Source organism: Halomonas sp. PGE1, assembly GCF_013000985.1.
GTDB classification, from domain to species: domain Bacteria; phylum Pseudomonadota; class Gammaproteobacteria; order Pseudomonadales; family Halomonadaceae; genus Halomonas; species Halomonas alkalicola.
The window spans coordinates 209,284-229,624 of sequence record NZ_CP053032.1 but is presented as its reverse complement, the minus strand read 5'-3'; the positions used below and the strand labels follow the sequence as shown (position 1 = coordinate 229,624).

The 20,341-nt window shown below is 67.1% G+C and carries 16 protein-coding genes; 8 read left to right on the top strand and 8 right to left on the bottom strand.

The genetic code is table 11. The features are described from left to right. Positions 1 to 68 precede the first annotated feature (68 nt). Both HIR79_RS01135 and HIR79_RS01130 read left to right on the top strand, forming a co-directional pair. On the top strand, positions 69 to 746 hold the full coding sequence (locus HIR79_RS01135; protein WP_169956152.1) for a YiaD family glycine zipper/OmpA-like lipoprotein: 678 nt from the start codon (positions 69 to 71) through the stop codon (positions 744 to 746). A 99-nt stretch (positions 747 to 845) separates the two neighbouring features. After that, positions 846 to 1,694, top strand: a complete 849-nt coding sequence (locus HIR79_RS01130; RefSeq protein WP_169956150.1) for a 23S rRNA (adenine(2030)-N(6))-methyltransferase RlmJ — start codon at positions 846 to 848, stop codon at positions 1,692 to 1,694. A 16-nt stretch (positions 1,695 to 1,710) separates the two neighbouring features. Here the strand turns inward: HIR79_RS01130 and mnmE are convergent, their stop codons facing one another. The 4 genes from mnmE to rpmH form a co-directional block, all read right to left on the bottom strand. After that, positions 1,711 to 3,078: a tRNA uridine-5-carboxymethylaminomethyl(34) synthesis GTPase MnmE gene (gene mnmE, locus HIR79_RS01125; RefSeq protein WP_169956148.1), complete on the bottom strand. Its 1,368-nt coding sequence runs from the start codon at positions 3,076 to 3,078 to the stop codon at positions 1,711 to 1,713. A gap of 126 nt (positions 3,079 to 3,204) precedes the next feature. Beyond that, the gene (gene yidC / locus HIR79_RS01120; protein WP_169956146.1) at positions 3,205 to 4,893 is read right to left on the bottom strand and encodes a membrane protein insertase YidC; all 1,689 of its coding nucleotides are present in this window, start codon (positions 4,891 to 4,893) and stop codon (positions 3,205 to 3,207) included. A 184-nt stretch (positions 4,894 to 5,077) separates the two neighbouring features. Further along, positions 5,078 to 5,497, bottom strand: coding sequence for a ribonuclease P protein component (gene rnpA / locus HIR79_RS01115; RefSeq protein WP_169956144.1), 420 nt, complete (start codon positions 5,495 to 5,497; stop codon positions 5,078 to 5,080). A 13-nt stretch (positions 5,498 to 5,510) separates the two neighbouring features. Further along, complete coding sequence (rpmH, locus tag HIR79_RS01110; protein ID WP_010626003.1) at positions 5,511 to 5,645, bottom strand: 50S ribosomal protein L34; 135 nt, start codon at positions 5,643 to 5,645, stop codon at positions 5,511 to 5,513. 545 nt (positions 5,646 to 6,190) lie between these two features. On the opposite strand from rpmH, the gene dnaA reads away from it, so the two are divergent. The 4 genes from dnaA to gyrB all read left to right on the top strand — a co-directional run bounded on the left by dnaA (position 6,191) and on the right by gyrB (position 12,535). Then, positions 6,191 to 7,657 (top strand): chromosomal replication initiator protein DnaA, encoded by a 1,467-nt coding sequence (dnaA, locus tag HIR79_RS01105; RefSeq protein ID WP_169956142.1) that lies wholly within the window; start codon positions 6,191 to 6,193, stop codon positions 7,655 to 7,657. Between the two features lie 181 nt (positions 7,658 to 7,838). Next, positions 7,839 to 8,942 (top strand): DNA polymerase III subunit beta, encoded by a 1,104-nt coding sequence (gene dnaN / locus HIR79_RS01100; RefSeq protein WP_169956140.1) that lies wholly within the window; start codon positions 7,839 to 7,841, stop codon positions 8,940 to 8,942. A 45-nt stretch (positions 8,943 to 8,987) separates the two neighbouring features. Further along, a complete protein-coding gene (gene recF / locus HIR79_RS01095) occupies positions 8,988 to 10,103 on the top strand; it encodes a DNA replication/repair protein RecF (protein WP_169956138.1) in 1,116 nt (371 codons plus the stop codon). A gap of 11 nt (positions 10,104 to 10,114) precedes the next feature. Beyond that, positions 10,115 to 12,535, top strand: a complete 2,421-nt coding sequence (gene gyrB / locus HIR79_RS01090; protein WP_169956136.1) for a DNA topoisomerase (ATP-hydrolyzing) subunit B — start codon at positions 10,115 to 10,117, stop codon at positions 12,533 to 12,535. Positions 12,536 to 12,690: 155 nt separating this feature from the next. Here the strand turns inward: gyrB and gmhB are convergent, their stop codons facing one another. The 3 genes from gmhB to glyQ form a co-directional block, all read right to left on the bottom strand. Further along, positions 12,691 to 13,257: a D-glycero-beta-D-manno-heptose 1,7-bisphosphate 7-phosphatase gene (gene gmhB / locus HIR79_RS01085; RefSeq protein WP_169956134.1), complete on the bottom strand. Its 567-nt coding sequence runs from the start codon at positions 13,255 to 13,257 to the stop codon at positions 12,691 to 12,693. A 181-nt stretch (positions 13,258 to 13,438) separates the two neighbouring features. Next, a complete protein-coding gene (glyS, locus tag HIR79_RS01080) occupies positions 13,439 to 15,505 on the bottom strand; it encodes a glycine--tRNA ligase subunit beta (protein WP_169956132.1) in 2,067 nt (688 codons plus the stop codon). A gap of 2 nt (positions 15,506 to 15,507) precedes the next feature. Continuing rightward, entirely contained in the window at positions 15,508 to 16,485 is a 978-nt protein-coding gene (glyQ, locus tag HIR79_RS01075) for a glycine--tRNA ligase subunit alpha (RefSeq protein WP_110069093.1), read from the bottom strand. Between the two features lie 98 nt (positions 16,486 to 16,583). Here glyQ and rfaD point away from each other — a divergent pair, with 98 nt between their 5' ends. Further along, positions 16,584 to 17,540, top strand: a complete 957-nt coding sequence (rfaD, locus tag HIR79_RS01070) for an ADP-glyceromanno-heptose 6-epimerase (RefSeq protein WP_169956130.1) — start codon at positions 16,584 to 16,586, stop codon at positions 17,538 to 17,540. Further along, positions 17,533 to 18,594 (top strand): lipopolysaccharide heptosyltransferase II, encoded by a 1,062-nt coding sequence (gene waaF, locus HIR79_RS01065; RefSeq protein ID WP_169956127.1) that lies wholly within the window; start codon positions 17,533 to 17,535, stop codon positions 18,592 to 18,594. Before rfaD ends, waaF begins: the two co-directional genes overlap by 8 nt. A 6-nt stretch (positions 18,595 to 18,600) precedes the next feature. Here waaF and HIR79_RS01060 read toward each other — a convergent pair whose 3' ends face one another. Next, on the bottom strand, positions 18,601 to 20,298 hold the full coding sequence (locus HIR79_RS01060) for a sulfatase-like hydrolase/transferase (RefSeq protein ID WP_169956125.1): 1,698 nt from the start codon (positions 20,296 to 20,298) through the stop codon (positions 18,601 to 18,603). Between the last annotated feature and the right edge of the window lie 43 nt (positions 20,299 to 20,341).

Below are 20,341 nucleotides of genomic sequence, written 5' to 3'. Positions count from 1 at the left end.
GATACCGATGAACTGCCCGGCAGGGATGCCTACCGGGTCTACTGATGATTGCATGGAGATCTGACCTCATGATCAAGCCCACTCGCTTCCTCGTCCCGCTTGCCGCCGCTGCCCTGCTGGTGGGCTGCGCCACGACCGACCCCTATTCCGGCCAGACCCAGCGCAGCCAGACCGGCACGGGTGCCGCCATCGGGGCCGCCGTGGGGGCCGCCGCGGGCGCGCTGAGCGGTGACGGCAGCACCAGCCGCCGTGATCGCGCGCTGATCGGTGCCGCCGTGGGCGCCGCCGCCGGTGCCGGCATCGGCGCCTACATGGATCGCCAGGAGGAGGAGCTGCGCCAGAGCACCCGCGGTACCGGCATCGAGGTCGATCGTCGCGGCGACGATATCGTGCTCAACATGCCGAGCAGCGTGACCTTCGGCTTCGACTCCAGCGAACTGACCATGAGCGCTCGCAACGCCCTCAACGACGTGGCGTCGATCCTGACCCAGTACACCGATACCCGGGTCAACATCGCCGGTCACACCGACAGCACCGGTAACGTCGACTACAACCAGCGTCTCTCCGAGCGTCGCGCCGAATCCGTCGGCAACTACCTGGCCCAATCCGGCGTCTCGCGCAATCGCCTTTACATGACCGGCTATGGTCCGTCCCAGCCCGTGGCCAGCAACGCCACCGAGGAGGGGCGCGCCCAGAACCGTCGCGTCGAGATCACCCTGACCCCCATCGAGAGCCAGTTCCAGTAAGGCCAGGCGAGCCCGCCGAGTGCCAGAGTGGGGCCTGCCGCCTGAAGCGGCAGGCCCCTTTTCCTTGTCCCGTCCTTGCCGAGTCGCCAAACCCCATCCATGCTTTCCTATCAGCACGCCTACCACGCCGGCAACTTCGCCGACGTCCACAAGCACCTGACCCTGCATGCGGTCATCGATCATATTTTACGTAAAGATTCTTCTATTACGTACATCGATACCCATGCCGGTCGCGGCCTCTATCCCCTCGATGCTGCCGAGACCTCCCGGCTGCAGGAGTATCGGGACGGGGTCATCCCGCTCTGGAAGGCCCGCCAGGCGCTGGCCAACGAACCGCTGCTGGGCGACTGGCTCGCGGCCCTGGCGAGTGCCCAGCCTGACCCTTCGCGGCTGACCCACTACCCCGGTTCCCCCTGGTGGATGGGTCATCGGCTGAGGGCCCAGGAACAGCAGTGGCTCTTCGAGCTGCACCCCGGCGAGCACGAGCACCTGAGCCAGCAGCCCTTCCCGGCAGCCGCCCAGCGGATCCATGGCGATGGCCTCAAGAGCCTGCTTCAGCGGCTGCCGGTCAAGACGCCGAGGCTCTGCGTGCTGATCGACCCCAGCTACGAGCGCAAGGAGGAGTATCTCGAGGTGGCCGAGACGCTGCTGACGGCCATGCGCAAGGCGCGTCATGCGGTGATGCTGGTGTGGTATCCGCTGCTGCCGGCGGGCCGCCACCGCGAGCTGCTGGAAGCGCTCCGCGACGGGGGGCTGCGCAAGGTCTGGTACGGCGAATTCACCCGGCAGGTTCCCAGCGAGGCGGAGCGCGGCATGTATGGTAGCGGCATGCTGGTGGTCAACCCGCCCTGGGGCCTCGACGAGCGCCTGGCCGCGGCGATGGCGCCCGTGGTGGCCCACCTGGGCTCGCCGGGGAGCTATCGCAGCGGCTGGTGGGTGGAGGAGTAGCGGAAGGAGGGCACGGCTATTTCCCGATGCAGAAGCTGCCGAAGATCTCGCCGAGAAGATCGTCGGCGCTGAATTCTCCGGTGATCTCGCCCAGCGCCTGCTGGGCGTCGCGCAGGTCCTCGGCCAGCAGTTCGCCGGCACCGAAGCCGGCCAGCTGAGCCTCGCCGTTCTCCAGGGCCTGTCGCGCCCTGTCCAGGGCATCCAGGTGGCGCCGGCGTGCCGAGAAGCGCCCCTCGGTGGTGCCGCTGTAGCCCATCACCTCCTTGAGATGGGCCTTCAGGTTATCCACACCCGCACCGGTCCGGGCGGAAAGCCGGATCACCGGGGTGGCTGTGGATAACTCGATGCCGGGCGCGTCCCGGGTGGTGTCGATCTTGTTGCGCACCAGCGTCAGCCGCCTCGGGTCCGGCAGCCTGGCCACGAACTCGGGCCAGATCGCCATGGGGTCGAGGGAGTCGGTAGTGGTGGCGTCCACCAGCAGCAGCACCCGGTCCGCCTTCTCGATCTCCGCCCAGGCCCGTGCCACGCCGATCTGTTCCACGGCGTCCGGGGTGTCGCGCAGGCCGGCGGTATCGATGATGTGCAGCGGCATGCCATCGATGTGGATGTGCTCGCGGAGCACGTCCCGGGTGGTGCCGGCGATATCGGTGACGATGGCGGTCTCCTGCTCGGTGAGGGCGTTGAGCAGGCTCGACTTGCCGGCGTTGGGCCGGCCGGCGATCACCACGCTCATGCCCTCGCGCATCAGCGCCCCCTGGCCGGCGGCGGCGCGCACCGCCGAAAGCTCCGCCATCACCCCGTCGAGCCGCTCGGCCACCTTGCCGTCGGCCAGGAAATCGATCTCCTCCTCGGGGAAATCGATGGCCGCCTCCACGTAGATGCGCAGCTCGATGAGCCGCTGCACCAGCGCCTCGACCCGGCGCGAGAAGTCCCCCTGCAGGGAGCGCAGGGCATTCTCGGCGGCGGCCCGGGAGCTGGCGTCGATCAGGTCGGCGATCGCCTCGGCCTGGGCCAGGTCGAGCTTGTCGTTGAGGAAGGCGCGTTCGGAGAACTCCCCGGGGCGGGCCAGCCGAGCGCCGAGCGCCACGCAGCGCTCCAGCAGCAGGTCCATGATCACCGGACCACCGTGCCCCTGGAGTTCCAGCACGTCCTCGCCGGTGAAGGAGTGGGGTCCGGCGAAGTAGAGGGCGATACCCTCGTCGATCACCGCCGATTCGCCCCGGAAGGGCCCGTAGTGGACGCGGCGCGGGGCAGGGCAGTGGCCCACCACCGCCTCGGCGATCGCGGCGCACAGCGGCCCCGAGACGCGGATGATGCCCACGCCCCCCCGGCCGGGGGGCGTGGCGAGGGCGGCGATGGTGTCCTGATCGTGGAGGATGGCCATGGGAATCTCCTCGTGGTGGCGGGGCCATTGTCCGTTTCGGGCCCCGTAAGCGCCAGACCCCCGCACGGGGCGGGGGTCCGGGGAGGTGCGGCAGGGACTCTCCGCTACCGGGTCGTCATGCCGACGCTATTTGGTCTTCATGCCCTTGCCGACGGTGGGATCGTTCTCGATCTTGCGCGTGATGGCGTACTGCTGGGCGATGGAGATGATGTTGTTCACCACCCAGTAGATCACCAGACCGGCCGGGAACCACAGGAAGAAGAAGGTGAAGACGATGGGCAGCATGCGCATGATCTTCGCCTGCATCGGGTCCGGAGGCGTCGGGTTGAGCAGCTGCTGCACGAACATGGAGGCGCCCATCAGGATCGGCAGGATGAAGAAGGGATCCTTCACCGAGAGATCCTGGATCCAGAACATGAAGGGCGCGTGGCGCAGCTCCACGGACTCCAGCAGCATCCAGTAGAGGGCGATGAAGACCGGCATCTGCACCAGGATCGGCAGACAGCCGCCCAGAGGATTGATCTTCTCCTTCTGGTAGAACTTCATCATCTCCTGGGACATCTTCTGGCGGTCGTCGCCATACTGCTCCTTCAGGCGCTGCATCTCCGGCCCCAGCTTGCGCATGCGGGCCATGGACTTGTAGGCCTTGGCGGAGAGCGGCCACAGGGCCAGCTTGACCACGATGGTCAGAAGCACGATGGACCAGCCCCAGTTGCCGATCAGGCTGTGGATCTGGTCGAGCAGCCAGAACAGCGGGTTGGCGATGAACCACAGCCAGCCGAAGTCCACGGTGAGTCGCAGGTTGGGGGCCACGGCCTCCAGGTAGTCCTGCACCTTGGGACCCATGTAGAGGGTCGCGCCCAGACGTGCCTCGCCCCCGGCGGCGACGCTGGTCACCGGCCCGGCGAAGGCGGCGACGTTGCGGTTCTGCGAGTCGGTGGTGGCATAGAAGAGGTTCTGCTGGTTCTGGGGCGGCGCCCAGGCCGAGACGAAGTAGTGCTGGATGATTGCCACCCAGCCCCCCTGGGAGTCACGGTTCTCGAAGCGACCACGCTGGATGTCGTCGAAGTCGACCTTCTCGTAGCGGCTATCCTGGGTGGAGTAGGCCGCTCCCAGGTAGGAGCTCATACCCAGGGCCACGCCGCTGGAGGGGTCCGGGCTGTTGTCGCGGGCCAGCTGGCCAATGAAGCGCGCGGTGACCGGTGCCTCGGTGTTGTTGGCCAGGTAGTAGTTGACGTCCACTGCATAGCTGCCGCGCTCGAAGGTGAAGCGCTTGATGACGTCGACACCGTTGACCTCGGCGCGGAGGTCGACTTCCAGGCGGTCCTCACCCTCGCTCAGGCGGTACTCGGTGCGCTCCGGTGTGAAGGCGATACGTCCTGCCTGGCCGTCCAGCTGGAGCCCGGAGCGCGCGACGTAGCTGCGCGTCTCGTTGTCGGAGAGCAGCACATAGGGGCGGTCGGAGTTCAGGGTCAGGCGATGCTGGGGCAGGGCCGCGTAGACGATATCGCCGCCCTGGGGGTCGATGCGCAGGTCCAGCACATCGGTCACCACGGCGATCAGGTCGCGGCTGCTGGTGGGCGAGCTCACCTCGCCGGGCATGGCCTGACTGACGTCGCCCGACGCGCTGGGCGTGGCGGGCACGGCCAGGCCATCCGGGTCGGCCTGCTGGGCCTCGCCGTTGGCCGGGCTGCTGGTGAAGGAGGGGGCCTCGGGCTCAGGGGAGACCTGGCCATAGTCCTGATTCCACTGCACGACGATCAGGTAGGCGAGCACCGCCAGGGGGATCAGCAAGAGGAGTCGTTTTACGTCCATGAGGTTTCTGCCCGATGGGTGGTGAACTTGCCGCGGGCGAGATGGAAAACATCTGCCCGAGATAGACAAAAGCCTGCCAGAGGCAGGCTGGGTGCCGAACACGGACTCTCGGCGGGGATACCGGCAGGGTCGGGGAACACCATGGAAAGGGGCCTCGACATGGTGACGACTCCTGGTTGGCCGGTCATCCGCCCTGACTGGCGTTCGCGCTGGGTGTCCCGGTACCTGGCTGGTCGTCGACGGCGGCCTTGCTTGCCTCGCGCTCCAGACGTCGCCACATCCCATGCAGCTGGCGATGCAGGACCTCGTTATCGAGCTCCTTCACGCCTCGCCTGGCCATCAGCACGATGTCCACGGCGGGCAGACGCTGCTGCTGAAGGCGTATGGATTCGCGGGCGAGTCGCTTGAGGCGGTTGCGGTCGACGGCACGGCGAAGGTTCTTCTTGCTGACGATCAGGCCAAGGCGTGGATGCCCAAGGTCGTTGGGAATCGCCAGGGCCATGAGGCCCTTGCCATGAACCTTGTAGACCGCGTTGTCGAAGACCTGCCGATAGTCCCCGGCCGTCAGCAGACGCAGACGGCGGGGGAAGTCCTGACGGGACACCTGGGGTCCGTGATCAGGCGCTCAGGCGCTTGCGGCCCTTGGCACGACGGCGGGCCAGGACGGCACGGCCGTTCTTGGTGGCCATACGGGCACGGAAACCGTGCACGCGCTTACGCTTCAGGACGCTGGGCTGAAAGGTGCGTTTCATAACTCGTTATTCCCACGTGGTTTTCAGGAAGAATCGACAATTTCGAGGCGTCCGGTTTCCACAGAGGACCCCGGGGGTATTCGGCTCAAGACCGGAAATTGTAGTGATATCGCGGCCCGGGTGCAATTTTTCCGTACGCGATCGCCAGTGCGATGACGGCACAGGCGCCTCACGAGCCCTGCCGTCGGGTCTGCCATCGACCACCACAACTACTATTACTATTTTCTATCCCTTTTAAAGAACCTGTTATTAATAGTGGGGACAGTATCTGTGGATAAGATGGCTTTCCCTAGCGTAAACAGTCTTCTGCAGCAGGACCTAGGCTGTGGACAGGCAGTGGGATGGCACGGGATGTCCTGTGCAGAAGCGGTGGATGCAATCGCCAGTCGTCCACAGCGAGATATTGTCCCCAGCGTTCGGCGGGACCCATCCCCGAGGTCCGGGGCAAGTTTTCCACAGCCGCGGCGCGGCGCCCGCGGGGTGTGGATAACCATCCTCGGGGGCGATACAATATGCGACCGTTTTCCAACCGATGGTGAGGCCGCGTGGCGCTAGCTCTCTGGCAACAGTGTCTGGACACCCTTCAGGACGAGCTGAACTCCCAGCAGTTCAACACCTGGATTCGCCCGCTGCAGGCGGAAGAGGGGGAGTCGGGTGAGCTGTGTCTGCTGGCCCCCAACCGCTTCGTGCGCGACTGGGTCAGCGACAAGTATGCCAAGCGCATCGGTGAGCTGATGCGCGAGCTCTCCCCGGCCAAGCCTCCCAAGGTGGTGCTGACGGTAGGCAGTCGGCGCACCGCGCCCCAGCCCCAGCCGCGCGAACTGGGCAACCCGGTATCGGCCGCGCCACGACGCCCGGCGGCACCCGCCGTGCATACTCCCCCGCGTGGTGAGGTGGCCGATGAGCGTGAGCTCGACGCCCAGCGCGAGGAGGGCGCGGGCCGCCGGGCGGCCGGGGAGCGCCAGGTGCAGGTCGAGGGCAGCCTCAAGCACAGCAGTGGCCTGAACCCCAACTTCACCTTCGAGACCTTCGTGGAGGGCAAGTCCAACCAGCTGGCCCGGGCCGCCTCGCGGCAGGTCTCGGAGAATCCGGGAGGGGCCTACAATCCGCTGTTCCTCTACGGCGGGGTCGGCCTCGGCAAGACCCACCTGATGCACGCCGTTGGCAATGCCCTGGCCGGGCGGCGGGAGAATGCTCGGGTGGTCTACCTGCACTCCGAGCGTTTCGTGGCCGACATGGTCAAGGCGTTGCAGCTCAACGCCATCAACGACTTCAAGCGCTTCTACCGCAGCGTGGACGCGCTGCTGATCGATGACATCCAGTTCTTCGCCGGCAAGGAGCGCTCCCAGGAGGAGTTCTTCCACACCTTCAATGCCCTGCTCGAAGGCGGCCAGCAGATGATCCTCACCTCCGACCGCTATCCCAAGGAGATCAGCGGGGTGGAGGAGCGCCTGAAGTCGCGCTTCGGCTGGGGGCTGACGGTGGCCATCGAGCCGCCGGAGCTGGAGACCCGCGTCGCGATCCTGATGAAGAAGGCCGACCAGGCCAAGGTCGACCTGCCTCACGATGCGGCCTTCTTCATCGCCCAGAAGATCCGCTCCAACGTGCGTGAGCTGGAAGGGGCCCTGAAGAAGGTGATTGCCGACTCCCACTTCATGGGCAAGCCGATCACCCAGGACTTCATCCGCGAGTCGCTCAAGGACCTGCTGGCGCTGCAGGACAAGCAGGTGGGCGTGGACAACATCCAGCGCACCGTGGCGGAGTACTACAAGATCAAGCTTGCCGACCTGCTTTCCAAGCGTCGCTCGCGCTCGGTGGCGCGCCCTCGCCAGGTGGCCATGGCCCTGGCCAAGGAGCTGACCAACCACAGCCTGCCCGAGATCGGCGATGCCTTCGGTGGTCGCGACCACACCACGGTGCTGCACGCCTGCCGCAAGGTGAAGTCGCTGCAGGAGGAGAGCGCCGATATCCGGGAAGACTACAAGAACCTGCTGCGCCTGCTGACCAGCTGACGGCACCAATGCCGGATCCTCCGGCATGGGGCGCCGGAGCGACACCGCGCCGCGATCGCCGCTACTCCTTGCCCTCATCCCCCAGCGCCCCCCCGAGCCCCGGCTGTGGTTAAATGATTGCCTAGCCGTTCGGCCCGGGCCGCACGGGCCGCAATCCTTCAGGACTAGACGTGGAGCCGACATGAAATTTTCCATCTCCCGCGAAGCGCTGCTGCGACCGCTGACGCTGGTGGCCGGTGTGGTGGAGCGACGCCAGACTCTCCCGGTACTCTCCAACGTGCTGATCCAGGTCGATCAGGACCAGGTAGCGCTCACCGGCACCGACCTCGAAGTGGAGCTGATCGGGCGCACCGTGGCCAGCCAGGTGGATGAGCCGGGGGCCGCCACCGTGCCGGCGCGCAAGCTGATGGATATCTGCAAGTCGCTGCCCGACCATGCCGAGATCCAGCTCTCCCTGGAGGAGGGCAGGGCGGTGCTGCGCAGCGGCCGCTCGCGCTTCACGCTCTCGACCCTGCCGGTGGCGGAGTTCCCCAACATCGAGGACAGCCAGGGCAGCATCGAGCTCGCCCTGCCGCGGGGCGTTCTGAAGCAGCTGATCGACGCCACCTCCTTCGCCATGGCCCAGCAGGACGTGCGCTACTACCTGAACGGGATGCTGCTGGAGATGCGCTCCGGTCTGGTGCGTGCCGTCGCCACCGATGGCCATCGCCTGGCGGTCTGCTCGCGTCCCGTCGAGATCCAGGTGGAGCCGGCCCAGAAGCTCATCGTGCCGCGCAAGGGCATCCTGGAGCTGGTTCGCCTGCTGGACGACGGCGAGGAGCCGGTCAGCCTGACCCTCGGGGCCAGCCACATCCGCGCTCACACGGGGGATTTCACCTTCACCTCCAAGCTGGTGGACGGCAAGTTCCCCGACTACGAGCGGGTGGTCCCCCGCGGCGGCGACAAGGTGTTCATCGCCGAGCGCGCCGAGCTGCGCCAGGTGCTCTCGCGCACCGCCATCCTCTCCAACGAGAAGTACCGCGGCGTGCGCCTGCACCTGGCCGAAGGCAACCTCAAGGTGATGGCCAACAACCCCGAGCAGGAAGAGGCCGAGGAGAATATCGCCATCGAGTACAGCGGCCCCGGCCTCGAGATCGGCTTCAACGTCGGCTACCTGATCGATGTCCTCAACGCCCTGGACGAGGACCGTGTGCAGATGACCCTGGCCGACCCCAACAGCAGCGCGCTGATGGAGGAGCCGGGAGGCGGCGATGCTCTCTATGTCGTCATGCCCATGCGTCTCTAGTGACTGGCGGCGGCACCCGCGGTGCCGCCCTGCCTGGATCTCTCCATGCCACTAGATCGCCTCGCCTTTCAGGGTCTTCGCAACCTTCAAGCCATTGATTTTCAACCGAGTTCTCGAATCAACCTGGTCACGGGAGACAATGGCAGCGGTAAGACCAGTCTGCTCGAGGGTATCCATGTGCTCGGCATGGGGCGCTCCTTCCGCACCCGCCAGATGCGCCATGTGATCGGCCATGATGCCGAGGGCCTGGTCCTGCATGGTCGCCTGGCGGGTGACCCCCCGATTCCCTTCGGCGTGCGCCGGCGCCGGGACGAGAGCGAACTCGAGATCCGCCTCTCCGGTGAACGCGTCAGCCGCCTCTCTCGCCTGGTCGAGACGCTCCCCCTTCAGCTGATCAATCCCGATGCCTTCCGTCTCCTGGAGGGGCCTCCCGCGGGACGACGGGAGTTCCTCGACTGGGGAGTGTTTCACGTGAAACATGACTTCCTGGAGGCGTGGCAGCGGGCCCGTCGGGCGCTGAAACATCGGAATGCCCTGCTCAGGCATGGTAGAATGGACGGTGCTTCCCTGTCGGCCTGGGAGCACGAGTTCGTCCACTGGAGCGAGCGCATCGATGCCCTGCGCAGCGCCTGGGTCAACGCCTTCCTCCCGGTCTTCGAGGAGACCCTGGCCGGCCTGATGCCGTTGCCGGGCCTTCAGCTGCGCTACACGCGCGGCTGGGACAGGCGCCGTGAGCTCGGTGAGATACTGAGCCAGGGCAGGGAGGTCGACAGGCAGATGGGCTTTACCCAGCAGGGTCCGCAGCGGGCGGACCTGGCGGTCAGGCTGCATCGGCGCCCCGCCGTGGAGGTGCTCTCCCGTGGCCAGCAGAAGCTGGTGGTGAGTGCCCTCAAGCTGGCGCAGGGGCGGCTCCTGGAGGCCGCCACGGGGCGACACTGCCTCTACCTGATCGACGATCTCCCGGCAGAGCTGGACAGCGCCCACCGACGGGTGTTCTGCCACTGGCTGGAAAGCATGCACTGCCAGGCGTTCATCACCAGCGTCGATCACGACGCCCTGGCAGATCTGTGGCAGCCCGCCACCCCCGTCGCGATGTTTCACGTGAAACGTTCGCCATCGGGAGAGGGGCAGCTGGCGCCACTGGAACGACAGACTTCATGATGGAGCAGTCAATGAGCGAACAGGCCTACGACTCATCGAGCATCAAGGTACTCAAGGGGCTGGATGCCGTACGCAAGCGTCCCGGCATGTACATCGGTGACACCGATGACGGCACGGGCCTGCACCATATGGTGTTCGAGCTGGTGGATAACTCCATTGACGAGGCGCTGGCCGGTTACTGCAGCGAGATCCGCGTGGTCATCCACCCCGACGAGTCGATCACGGTCAGCGACAACGGCCGCGGGGTGCCCACCGACATTCATGAGGAGGAGGGGGTTTCCGCCGCGGAAGTTATCATGACGGTGCTTCATGCCGGCGGCAAGTTCGACGACAACTCCTACAAGGTCTCCGGCGGCCTCCACGGTGTGGGGGTGTCGGTCGTCAACGCCCTCTCCGAGGAGCTCAAGCTGACCATCTGGCGCGCCGGCGAGGTGTTCGAGCAGATCTATCACCATGGGGTGCCCCAGGCGCCGCTGGGCGTAGTGGGCAAGACCGAGAAGACCGGGACCCGCGTGCATTTCCGCCCCTCGCCGCAAACCTTCGCCAACATCGAATTCCATTACGATATCCTGGCCAAGCGTCTTCGGGAGCTCTCCTTCCTGAACTCCGGCGTGGCCATTCGCCTGATCGATGAGCGCAGCGGCAAGGAGGAGCTGTTCCACTATGAGGGTGGCCTCAAGGCCTTCGTCGACCATCTCAACACCAACAAGACGGTGCTCAATCCGGTCTTCCACTTCAACGCCGAGCGCGAAGATGGGGTGGGCGTGGAAGTGGCGATGCAGTGGTCCGACTCCTTCAACGAGAACATCTTCTGCTACACCAACAACATTCCCCAGCGGGATGGCGGAACGCACCTGGCGGGCTTCCGTGCCGCCCTGACCCGGACGCTCAATTCGTATATCGAAGCCGAGGGCCTGCTCAAGAAGTCCAAGATCAACACCTCCGGCGATGACGCGCGCGAGGGCCTGACGGCGATCATCTCGGTGAAGGTGCCGGACCCCAAGTTCTCCTCCCAGACCAAGGACAAGCTGGTCTCCTCCGAGGTGAAGACAGCGGTCGAGCAGGAGATGGGGCGACTGTTCTCCGACTACCTGATCGAGAAGCCCAACGAGGCCAAGTCGATCGTCAACAAGATGCTCGATGCCGCCCGCGCCCGAGAGGCGGCGCGCAAGGCCCGCGACATGACGCGTCGCAAGGGTGCGCTGGATATCGCCGGCCTGCCCGGCAAGCTGGCCGACTGTCAGGAGAAGGACCCGAGCCTTTCCGAGCTCTTCCTGGTCGAGGGTGACTCGGCCGGTGGCAGCGCCAAGCAGGGCAGGGACCGTCGCACCCAGGCGATCCTGCCGCTCAAGGGCAAGATCCTCAACGTGGAGAAGGCGCGCTTCGACAAGATGCTCTCTTCCGCGGAGGTGGGCACCCTGATCACCGCCCTGGGCTGTGGCATCGGCCGCGAGGAGTTCAATCCGGACAAGCTGCGCTACCACTCGATCATCATCATGACCGATGCCGACGTGGACGGCTCCCATATCCGGACCCTGCTGCTGACCTTCTTCTTCCGCCAGATGTCACAGCTGATCGAGCGCGGCCACGTCTTCATCGCCCAGCCGCCCCTCTACAAGGTCAAGCGTGGCAAGCAGGAGCTCTACCTCAAGGATGAGCAGGCGATGACCGACTACGTGACGGCCACCGCGATGGACGGTGCCCGTCTCTATGTCAACGCCGACGCACCGGGGATCAGCGGTTCCCAGCTGGAAGGGCTCGTCAACCAGTATCGTGAAGTGATGCGCCGCATCGATCGCCTGTCGCGGGTCTATCCCATCGAGGTGCTCAAGCGGATCGTGCATGCGGCGCGCCTGGACGGCGAGGCCAGCCTGCGGGATCGTGTGACCATGCAGAACTGGATCGACCACCTGCAGGGCGAGATGGATGCCGTGGTGGCCTATGAGGGTGGCCCGCGCTACACCTTCCGGCTTGAGGAGGACACCGAGCGGAGCCTCTACCTGCCGGCGGTGACGCTCACCGCTCATGGCGTGACCACCGACTATGTGTGGGGCATCGATTTCTTCACCAGCGCCGACTACCGCGGCATGGCCGAGCTGGGCGAGAACCTCGATGGCCTGCTGGAGGAGGGCGCCCATGTGGCCCGCGGGGAGCGTCAGAAGCGCGTCTCGACCTTCTACGAGGCGCTGGAGTGGCTGATGACCGAGGCCCAGCGCGGGCTGTCGATCCAGCGCTACAAGGGGCTGGGGGAGATGAACCCGGATCAGCTCTGGGAGACCACCATGAACCCCGAGACTCGCCGCATGCTGCGGGTCACCATCGAGGATGCCGTGGGGGCGGACATGATGTTCAACACCCTCATGGGGGACGAGGTGGAGCCGCGTCGCGACTTCATCGAGCGCAATGCGCTGGTGGCCAATCTCGACGTGTGACGCCCATCGATCAGGTGAGGCCATGTTTCACGTGAAACATGGCTTGGCGCCAGGCGCCGGGATGAAGCTGAAAGACAGAAGAAGGCCCGCCTCGATCTCGAGGCGGGCCTTCTTCGTTAACCGGGCAGCCGAGGCGGCGGGTCCTCTGCCTGCTGCTATGGCCGCGCCAACAGCCAGTCGACGAAGCCGGCCAGGTCGTCGAAGACGTGGGTGTCGCTGCCCTCTGCCGCCAGTTCCGGGTGGCTGGCCAGGGTGCGTTCCCCCTTGCCGGTGCGAACCAGCACCGGCCGGCAACCCATGGGTTCGCCGGCCTGGAGGTCGCGCAGGCTGTCACCCACCATCCAGCTGCCGGCGAGGGTCTGCATGCCGAGCTCGACACGGATCTGCTCCAGGAGGCCGGGCAGCGGCTTGCGGCAGTCACACTCATCGCCAGGGCCGTGGGGGCACCAGGCGATATGGTCGATGTCGCCGCCGGCCTCCTTCACCAGCCGACCGAGCTCTTCGTGCATCTCGGCCAGGGTGGCCTCGTCATAGTAGCCACGGGCGATGCCGGACTGGTTGGTGGCCACTGCCACCGTCCAGCCGGCCCGGCTCAGCCGGGCAATTGCCTGGATGGCGCTGGGGTAGGGGATCCACTCGGCCAGGGATTTCACATAGGCATCGGAATCGCGGTTGATGACACCGTCGCGATCGAGGATCACCAGGCGGTCGGGGGAGGGCATTCGGTCGGGCTCCTGCGGTCAGCGAGAGGGGGAGTGTTTCACGTGGAACACGTCCTGCCAAGCGGCCCGGCCATAGATGACGAGTACGGCGTGGTTGTTTCACGTGAAACACGCACCCGTTCGCCGGGCATGAAAAAGGCCGGCAGCGCTGGCTGCCGGCCTTCGTTCCCTTTGCCCAGTGTTACTGCTGCAGCTGGGCGATATCCGCCACTTCCAGGAAGAGCGCACGCAGGCTGGCCAGCAGCGCCAGACGGTTGGCGCGAATGGCCGGATCGTCGGCCATCACCATGACCTGGTCGAAGAAGGCATCCACCGGCTCCCGCAGGCCGGCCAGGGCGTCCAGCGCCTCGGCATAGCGGCCCTCGGCGAACAGCGGCATCACGCGTTCGCGCTGGGCGCTGACCGCCTCGTGAAGGGCCAGCTCGGCCGCCTCCTGAAGCACGCCGGCGTCGACCTGGCTGCCCACCTCATCGGCCTGCTTGGCCAGGATGTTGGAGACCCGCTTATTGGCCGCGGCCAGGGCGGCTGCCTCCTCGCGGCCGGCAAAGGCCTGGACCGCACGCAGCCGCCGGGCGAAATCCAGCGGGCGGGTGACTGGGCGGGCGCGTACGGCCAGGTAGGCCTCGGCGGAGATGCCCTCGTCCTGGCCCCAGGCGCGGAAGCGGTCGAGCATGTAGCCGAGCACCTCGTCCACCAGCTTCTCGGCATAGGGCAGCTCCTGATGCTGGGCGGCGGCCAGCTCGAGCAGCTCGCGCAGGTCGAGGTTCAGCTCACCCTTGACCAGGATGTTGAGCACGCCGATGGCCGCGCGGCGCAGGGCGAAGGGGTCCTTGGTGCCGGTGGGACGCTGGCCGATGCCGAAGATACCGGACAGGGTGTCCAGGCGGTCGGCCAGGGCCAGGGCCAGCCCGGTGCGGCTGTGGGGGATGGCGTCGGCGGCGAAGCGCGGCAGGTACTGCTCCTCCAGTGCCTGGGCGACGTCGGCGGCCTCGCCATCATGCTCGGCGTAATAGCGGCCCATGATGCCCTGCAGTTCGGGGAACTCGAGCACCATCTCGGTGACCAGGTCGCACTTGGCGAGCTCCGCGGCGCGGCGAGCGTGGCCCACGTCGCCGCCGATCTGGCCGGCAATGAAGGCGGCCACGGCGGCACTGCGGTGGGCCTTGTCGGCCAGGGTGCCGAGCTGCTGCTGGAACACCACGCCGGCGAGCTCGTCGATGCGCGAAGCGAGGGGCCGCTTGCGATCCGTGTCGTAGAAGAAGGCGGCATCGGCCAGGCGGGGGCGGATCACCTTCTCGTTGCCCTCGATCACCTGCTGGGGGTCGGAGCTTTCGATATTCGAGATGGTGATGAAGAGTGGCTTGAGCTTGCCCGCCTCATCGAGCAGGTGGAAGTACTTCTGGTTGGCCTTCATGGAGGAAATCAGCGACTCCGCCGGTACCTCCAGGAAGCGCTCGTCGAAGCTGCCGGTCAGGGCTACCGGCCACTCCACCAGGCCGCTGACCTCGACCAGCAGATCCTCGTCGATCACCGCGGTGGCCTCCTGGACCTCCGCCTCGGCCAGCACCTGCTCGCGGATGCGCTCCCGACGGCGGTCGCGGTCGGCCAGCACCCAGGCCTGCTCCAGCGCCTCGAGGTAGTCATCGGCATGGGCCAGCTCGATGGCGGCGGGAGCGTGGAAGCGGTGGCCGTAGGTGGTGCGCCCCGCCGTCAGGCCCAGGGCCTCGGCCTCGACCACCTCGCTGCCGAACAGCACGACCAGCCAGTGTACCGGGCGAGAGAACTCCACCCGGGAAGCCCCCCAGCGCATGTTCTTGGGCACCGGCAGGGCGGCGATGGCCTTCTGCAGGATGGCGGGCAGCAGGGCAGCGGTGGATTCCCCCTGCTGCTGCTCGCGATAGCCGAGCCAAGTGCCCTTGTCGGTCTCCAGGTGAATCAGGTCGTCGACGGTGACGCCGCAGGAGCGCGCAAAGCCCTCGGCGGCCTTGGTGGGCTGGCCATCCTTGAAGGCGGCGGCGAGCGCTGGGCCGCGCTTTTCCACCTCGCGGTCGGGCTGGCTGTCGGCCAGCGCCTCGATCCGCACCGCCAGGCGGCGCGGGGTGGCGTAGGCGCGTACCTCGCCATGGGCCACCTCGGCGTCGGCGAGCCCGCGACGCAGGCCATCGGCCAGGGCGTCGGAGAGGGCGTCGATGGCGTTCGGCGGCAGTTCCTCGACGCCCAGTTCAACCAGCAGGGTGTTGGCAGCCATGCTCAAGCGTCTCCCTCGTCGGCAAGCAGTTCCTTCCGCAGGGCTTCGGGAGCCAGCGGGAAGCCGGCGGCCTTGCGGGAGTCGTAGTAGGCGTGGGCCACGTCCCGGGCCATGGTGCGCACGCGCAGGATGAAGCGCTGGCGTTCGGTGACCGAGATGGCGTGGCGGGCGTCGAGCAGGTTGAAGGTGTGGGAGGCCTTGAGCACCTGCTCGTAGGCGGGCAGCGGCAGGCCGGCCTCGAGCAGGCGGGCGCAGTCGCGCTCCTGCTGGTCGAAGGCGCCGAACAGGAAGTCGACGTCGGCATGCTCGAAGTTGTAGGCGGACTGCTCGCGCTCGTTCTGCAGGTAGACATCGCCGTAGGTGACCCTGGAGCCGTCCGGTGCCACGGTCCAGACCAGGTCGTAGACGCTGTCGACGTTCTGCAGGTACATGGCGATGCGCTCGAGGCCATAGGTGAGCTCGCCGGTGACCGGGTAGCACTCGATGCCACCGGCCTGCTGGAAGTAGGTGAACTGGGTCACCTCCATGCCGTTGAGCCAGATCTCCCAGCCCAGCCCCCAGGCGCCCAGGGTGGGGGACTCCCAGTTGTCCTCGACGAAGCGGATGTCGTGCACCAGCGGGTCCAGGCCGAGGTGCTTGAGGGAGCCCAGGTAGAGCTCCTGGAAGTCGGCGGGGGAGGGCTTCATCACCACCTGGAACTGGTAGTAGTGCTGCAGGCGGTTGGGGTTCTCGCCGTAGCGGCCGTCGGTGGGGCGGCGCGACGGCTGCACATAGGCGGAGTTCCAGGTCTCGGGGCCGATGGCGCGCAGGAAGGTGGCCGGATGGAAGGTGCCGGCGCCGACCTCCATGTCGAGGGGCTGAAGGATCACGCAGCCCTGGTCGGCCCAGTACTGCTGCAGGGCCAGGATCAACCCCTGGAAGGTCGAGACGTCAGGCGCCGGCCCGGAGGTCGGCGCGGATGTCGAGGACGAGAGAGTCATTGCGGAAAGCACCGTTGGCCATGAATTCACAGGTCGTCAAGTATACAATCACCGGAAGATCGGTTATAGGCGCACGCCCCGAGACAGAGGATATCCCCATGATCGTAGTGACAGGCGGAGCCGGCTTCATCGGCTCGAATCTGGTGAAGGCGCTCAACGAGCGCGGCCGCCAGGATGTGATGGTGGTCGACGATCTGTCGGACGGCACCAAGTTCGTCAACCTGGCCGACTGCACCCTCGGCGACTACCTGGACAAGGACGACTTCCGTCGCCGGGTCGAGGCGGAGCTGCGCGGCGAGCCGGCCCAGCTGCCCGAGATCGAGGCGATCTTCCACGAGGGGGCCTGCTCGGACACCACCGAGTGGGACGGTCGCTTCATGCTCGACAACAACTTCGAGTACTCCAAGGTGCTGCTGCACTTCTGCCAGAAGCGCGGCATCCCCTTCCTCTACGCCTCCTCGGCGGCCACCTACGGCGGCAGCGAGGTGTTCGTGGAGGCGCCGGAGCACGAGAAGCCGCTCAACGTCTACGGCTACTCCAAGCTGCTCTTCGATCAGTACGTGCGCGCCCGCTGGGATGAGTTCGAGAGCCAGGTGGTGGGCTTTCGCTACTTCAATGTCTACGGCCCCCGGGAGCAGCACAAGGGCAAGATGGCCAGCGTCGCCTATCATCACCACACCCAGATCCGCGGCGGCGACAGCGTCAAGCTGTTCGGTGCCTGGGAGGGCTATGAGGCCGGCATGCAGAGTCGCGACTTCGTCTACGTGGGCGATGTGGTCAGCGTGAACCTGTGGTTCCTCGACAATCCCCAGGTGTCCGGTATCTTCAATCTGGGCAGCGGTCGCGCCGAGCCTTTCAAGGCGATCGGCGAGGCGGTAATCGACTACTACGGCCGCGGCACCATCGAGTACATCGACTTTCCCGAAGAGCTCAAGGGGCGCTACCAGAGCTACACCCGTGCCGACATCGGCAGCCTGCGCCGGGCGGGCTACGACCGCGAGTTTCGCACCGTGGCCGAGGGGGTCGGCGAGTACCTGGAGTGGCTGAATGGCTGAGCCGGCCCCTCCGGGAGAGTCCGGCGGCGAGCGGATCCTGGTGGTTGGCCCCTCCTGGGTCGGCGACATGGTGATGGCCCAGAGCCTGTTCATGACCCTCAAGGCGCGCCATCCGGGCTGCCGCCTCGGCGTGGTGGCGCCCGGCTGGTCGCTGCCGGTGCTCGAGCGCATGCCCGAGGTGGACGAGGCGGTCGCCCTGGACGTGGGCCATGGCGAGTTCGGCTGGGCAACCCGGCGCGCCCTGGCCCGCTCGCTGCGCGGCCGCTTCGATCGCGCCATCGTGCTGCCGCGTTCCTGGAAGTCGGCGCTGGTGCCCTGGCTGGCGCGCATTCCGCAGCGTGTCGGCTTTACCGGCGAGCAGCGCTATGGTCTGCTCAACGAGCGACGCCGGCTCGACAAGGCCGTGCTCGACCAGACGGTGAAGCGCTTCGTGGCCCTGGGGCTGCCCGCCGGGGAGACGCTCGATGGTCACGTCCCGATACCGCGCCCGCGCCTCGCCGTGGATGCCGCCAATCTCGCCGAGCTGCGTCGGGCTCACGGGCTCTCGTCACGCCCGGCCATCGGCATGATGCCGGGGGCCGAGTACGGTCCCGCCAAGCAGTGGCCGCTCGAGCACTTTCGCACCCTGGCCGAGGCGCTGGTGGCCGAGGGGTTCGAGGTGCGGGTGCTGGGTGGCCCCAAGGATGCCGAGGCCGGCGAGGCGATCGCCCGGGGGCTGGAGCATGTCCACAACCTCTGCGGGCGGACACGGCTGGCCGACGCCGTGGACCTGCTGGCCGACTGCCGCCAGGTGGTCACCAACGACTCGGGGCTGATGCACGTGGCGGCGGCGGTGGGTACCCGGGTGCACGCCCTCTATGGCTCCTCCTCGCCGGCCTACACCCCCCCGCTCACCGACAGCGCCGAGATCCACACGCTGGGCCTCGACTGCTCCCCCTGCTTCGCCCGGACCTGCCCCCTGGGCCATACCCGCTGTCTCGTCGAGCTCTCCCCCGAGCGGCTGCTGGCAGCGGTGCTGGCGGCCGAGCGGCGTCTCCCCGTCGAGGAGGCGTAGCCCGGCCTACTGGACGCTCGCCGGCCCTTCGCCGGTCGCGTCCTGGGGGGTCTCCACCACCTGCTCGTCACGCTGCTGCGGCTCTGCCGCCGGGTCCCCGTCGCGGCCCTGGGGAACCAGCCCTTCCCAGAGCCGCTGCTGGAGGGCGCTCTCTTCCCGCATGCGGGCGTTGACTCCCTCCAGCCCGTGACGCTCCACCAGGGTCAGTGTCTCGGTGTCGGCCAGCAGCGAGACACCGAGCCCCGCCCGGTGGCCTTCGATGCCGAAGCCCATGGCCTCGAGGATGGTGGGGAAGAGGTCCACCATGGAGGCTTCACGTCGGGTGCGGCTCCCGCTCTCGATGCCGGGCCCCAGCAGCATGAAGGTGTTGTCGCGCTCGCCGGCGATCAGCTGGTCCCAGGCCGAGACCCGCATGGTCAGGTGGTCGCTGGCGACCACCACCAGGGTGTTGTCCAGCAGCCCCTCGGCCTCCAGGCGCTCCACCAGGTCCCGGGCCAGCCAGGCCGAGCATTCCACCGAGTAGAGGATGTCGACGCCGTCGAACTCTCCCTGGCGATCGATGCAGCTCTGGGCGGGATATCCGTTGGGGGCGTGGCCGGCGATGGTGAGGTTGACCACGCCCCAGGGGCCGTCGTGTTCGGCCTCCAGCCGGCGGATCTCCTCGACGGTGAAGTCATAGAGCGAGTCGTCGTGGAGCCCCCAGTTGTTCAGATACTCCGGATCCTCCAGCCGAGGTGCCAGCTCCTCGCGTCCCATCACGGTGTCGAAGCCGTGGCCCTCGTAGAAGAGCCCCTTGCCGGCGAAGGCGGTGCTGGCACCGCCCAGGTAGCTGAGCCGGTAGCCCTGTTCGGCCAGGAGATCCCCCAGGCAGTCGACCCCCGGCACCATCTTGTCCAGCGGCGAGAACTGGCGGTCATGCAGCAGGCCGGCGGGCATCAGCGGCGTGCCGCACTGGCTGGCGATCATCCCGGCCATGGTCCAGCCGGTATTGTCGAGCTGGCGAATCCCCTCGAAGACCCGGCCGCGCGCGCCCAGCGCATCGAGGTCGGCATAGGCGTCGCCGAAGCGCTCGCGGTCGGCGTAGGTGCGCTCGATGCTCTCCAGGTAGAGCAGCAGCAAGTTGGGCGGATCGGACGGGGCCTGCTCGATCACCGGCGCCACGTAGCGGCGGTCCAGCCAGGCGCCATCGTCGGTGACGATGGCCGCGCCGCGCTGACCCATGCCGTAGAGCAGCGGGTTGCTGGCCAGCAGCACCAGGGCCAGCAGCCGCTCGCCCTGGCGCCAACGGTGGTCGGTCCGTACCAGCCAGGTGAAGGCCGCCAGCAGGGCGAGCATGCTCAGGCTGTAGAGCACGGCGGCGACCAGGCGGTCGCTGCCGCCGTGGTCGGAGATGCCCGCCTGGAGGTGGAAGAAGATCGCCCCCAGGTCGACGATGCCGAAGCTGTCGTTGAGGTAGACATAGAGCCCCCACAGCGCGATCGGCAGCAGGGACCAGGGCCAGGTTCGGGTCGGCGGATGCGGCTGGCCAGGCGCCCCCCAACGCAGCAGCCAGCCGGCGCCCAGCCAGGCGCCGGCAATCAGCGGCAGGGCCCGGAAGGGCAGCAGGCTGACCGTGACGATGGCGTAGCCCAGGCAGAGCCCGATGGCGAGCAGCGCCCACCAGCGAGGGTGGCGCAGAGATGAGACAAGCGGTTGACGTGACATGGGTGTGCATCGGTGATGATCCTGCGACCCAGCTTATCAAGTC

Bases quoted from the DNA above. Each gene is read 5' to 3' on its own strand.
- HIR79_RS01135 (WP_169956152.1), top strand. From the start codon at position 69: ATGATCAAGCCCACTCGCTTCCTCGTCCCGCTTGCCGCCGCTGCCCTG.
- HIR79_RS01130 (WP_169956150.1), top strand. From the start codon at position 846: ATGCTTTCCTATCAGCACGCCTACCACGCCGGCAACTTCGCCGACGTC.
- mnmE (WP_169956148.1), bottom strand. From the start codon at position 3,078: ATGGCCATCCTCCACGATCAGGACACCATCGCCGCCCTCGCCACGCCC.
- yidC (WP_169956146.1), bottom strand. From the start codon at position 4,893: ATGGACGTAAAACGACTCCTCTTGCTGATCCCCCTGGCGGTGCTCGCC.
- rpmH (WP_010626003.1), bottom strand. From the start codon at position 5,645: ATGAAACGCACCTTTCAGCCCAGCGTCCTGAAGCGTAAGCGCGTGCAC.
- dnaN (WP_169956140.1), top strand. From the start codon at position 7,839: ATGAAATTTTCCATCTCCCGCGAAGCGCTGCTGCGACCGCTGACGCTG.
- recF (WP_169956138.1), top strand. From the start codon at position 8,988: ATGCCACTAGATCGCCTCGCCTTTCAGGGTCTTCGCAACCTTCAAGCC.
- gyrB (WP_169956136.1), top strand. From the start codon at position 10,115: ATGAGCGAACAGGCCTACGACTCATCGAGCATCAAGGTACTCAAGGGG.
- gmhB (WP_169956134.1), bottom strand. From the start codon at position 13,257: ATGCCCTCCCCCGACCGCCTGGTGATCCTCGATCGCGACGGTGTCATC.
- glyS (WP_169956132.1), bottom strand. From the start codon at position 15,505: ATGGCTGCCAACACCCTGCTGGTTGAACTGGGCGTCGAGGAACTGCCG.
- glyQ (WP_110069093.1), bottom strand. From the start codon at position 16,485: ATGACTCTCTCGTCCTCGACATCCGCGCCGACCTCCGGGCCGGCGCCT.
- rfaD (WP_169956130.1), top strand. From the start codon at position 16,584: ATGATCGTAGTGACAGGCGGAGCCGGCTTCATCGGCTCGAATCTGGTG.
- waaF (WP_169956127.1), top strand. From the start codon at position 17,533: ATGGCTGAGCCGGCCCCTCCGGGAGAGTCCGGCGGCGAGCGGATCCTG.
- HIR79_RS01060 (WP_169956125.1), bottom strand. From the start codon at position 20,298: ATGTCACGTCAACCGCTTGTCTCATCTCTGCGCCACCCTCGCTGGTGG.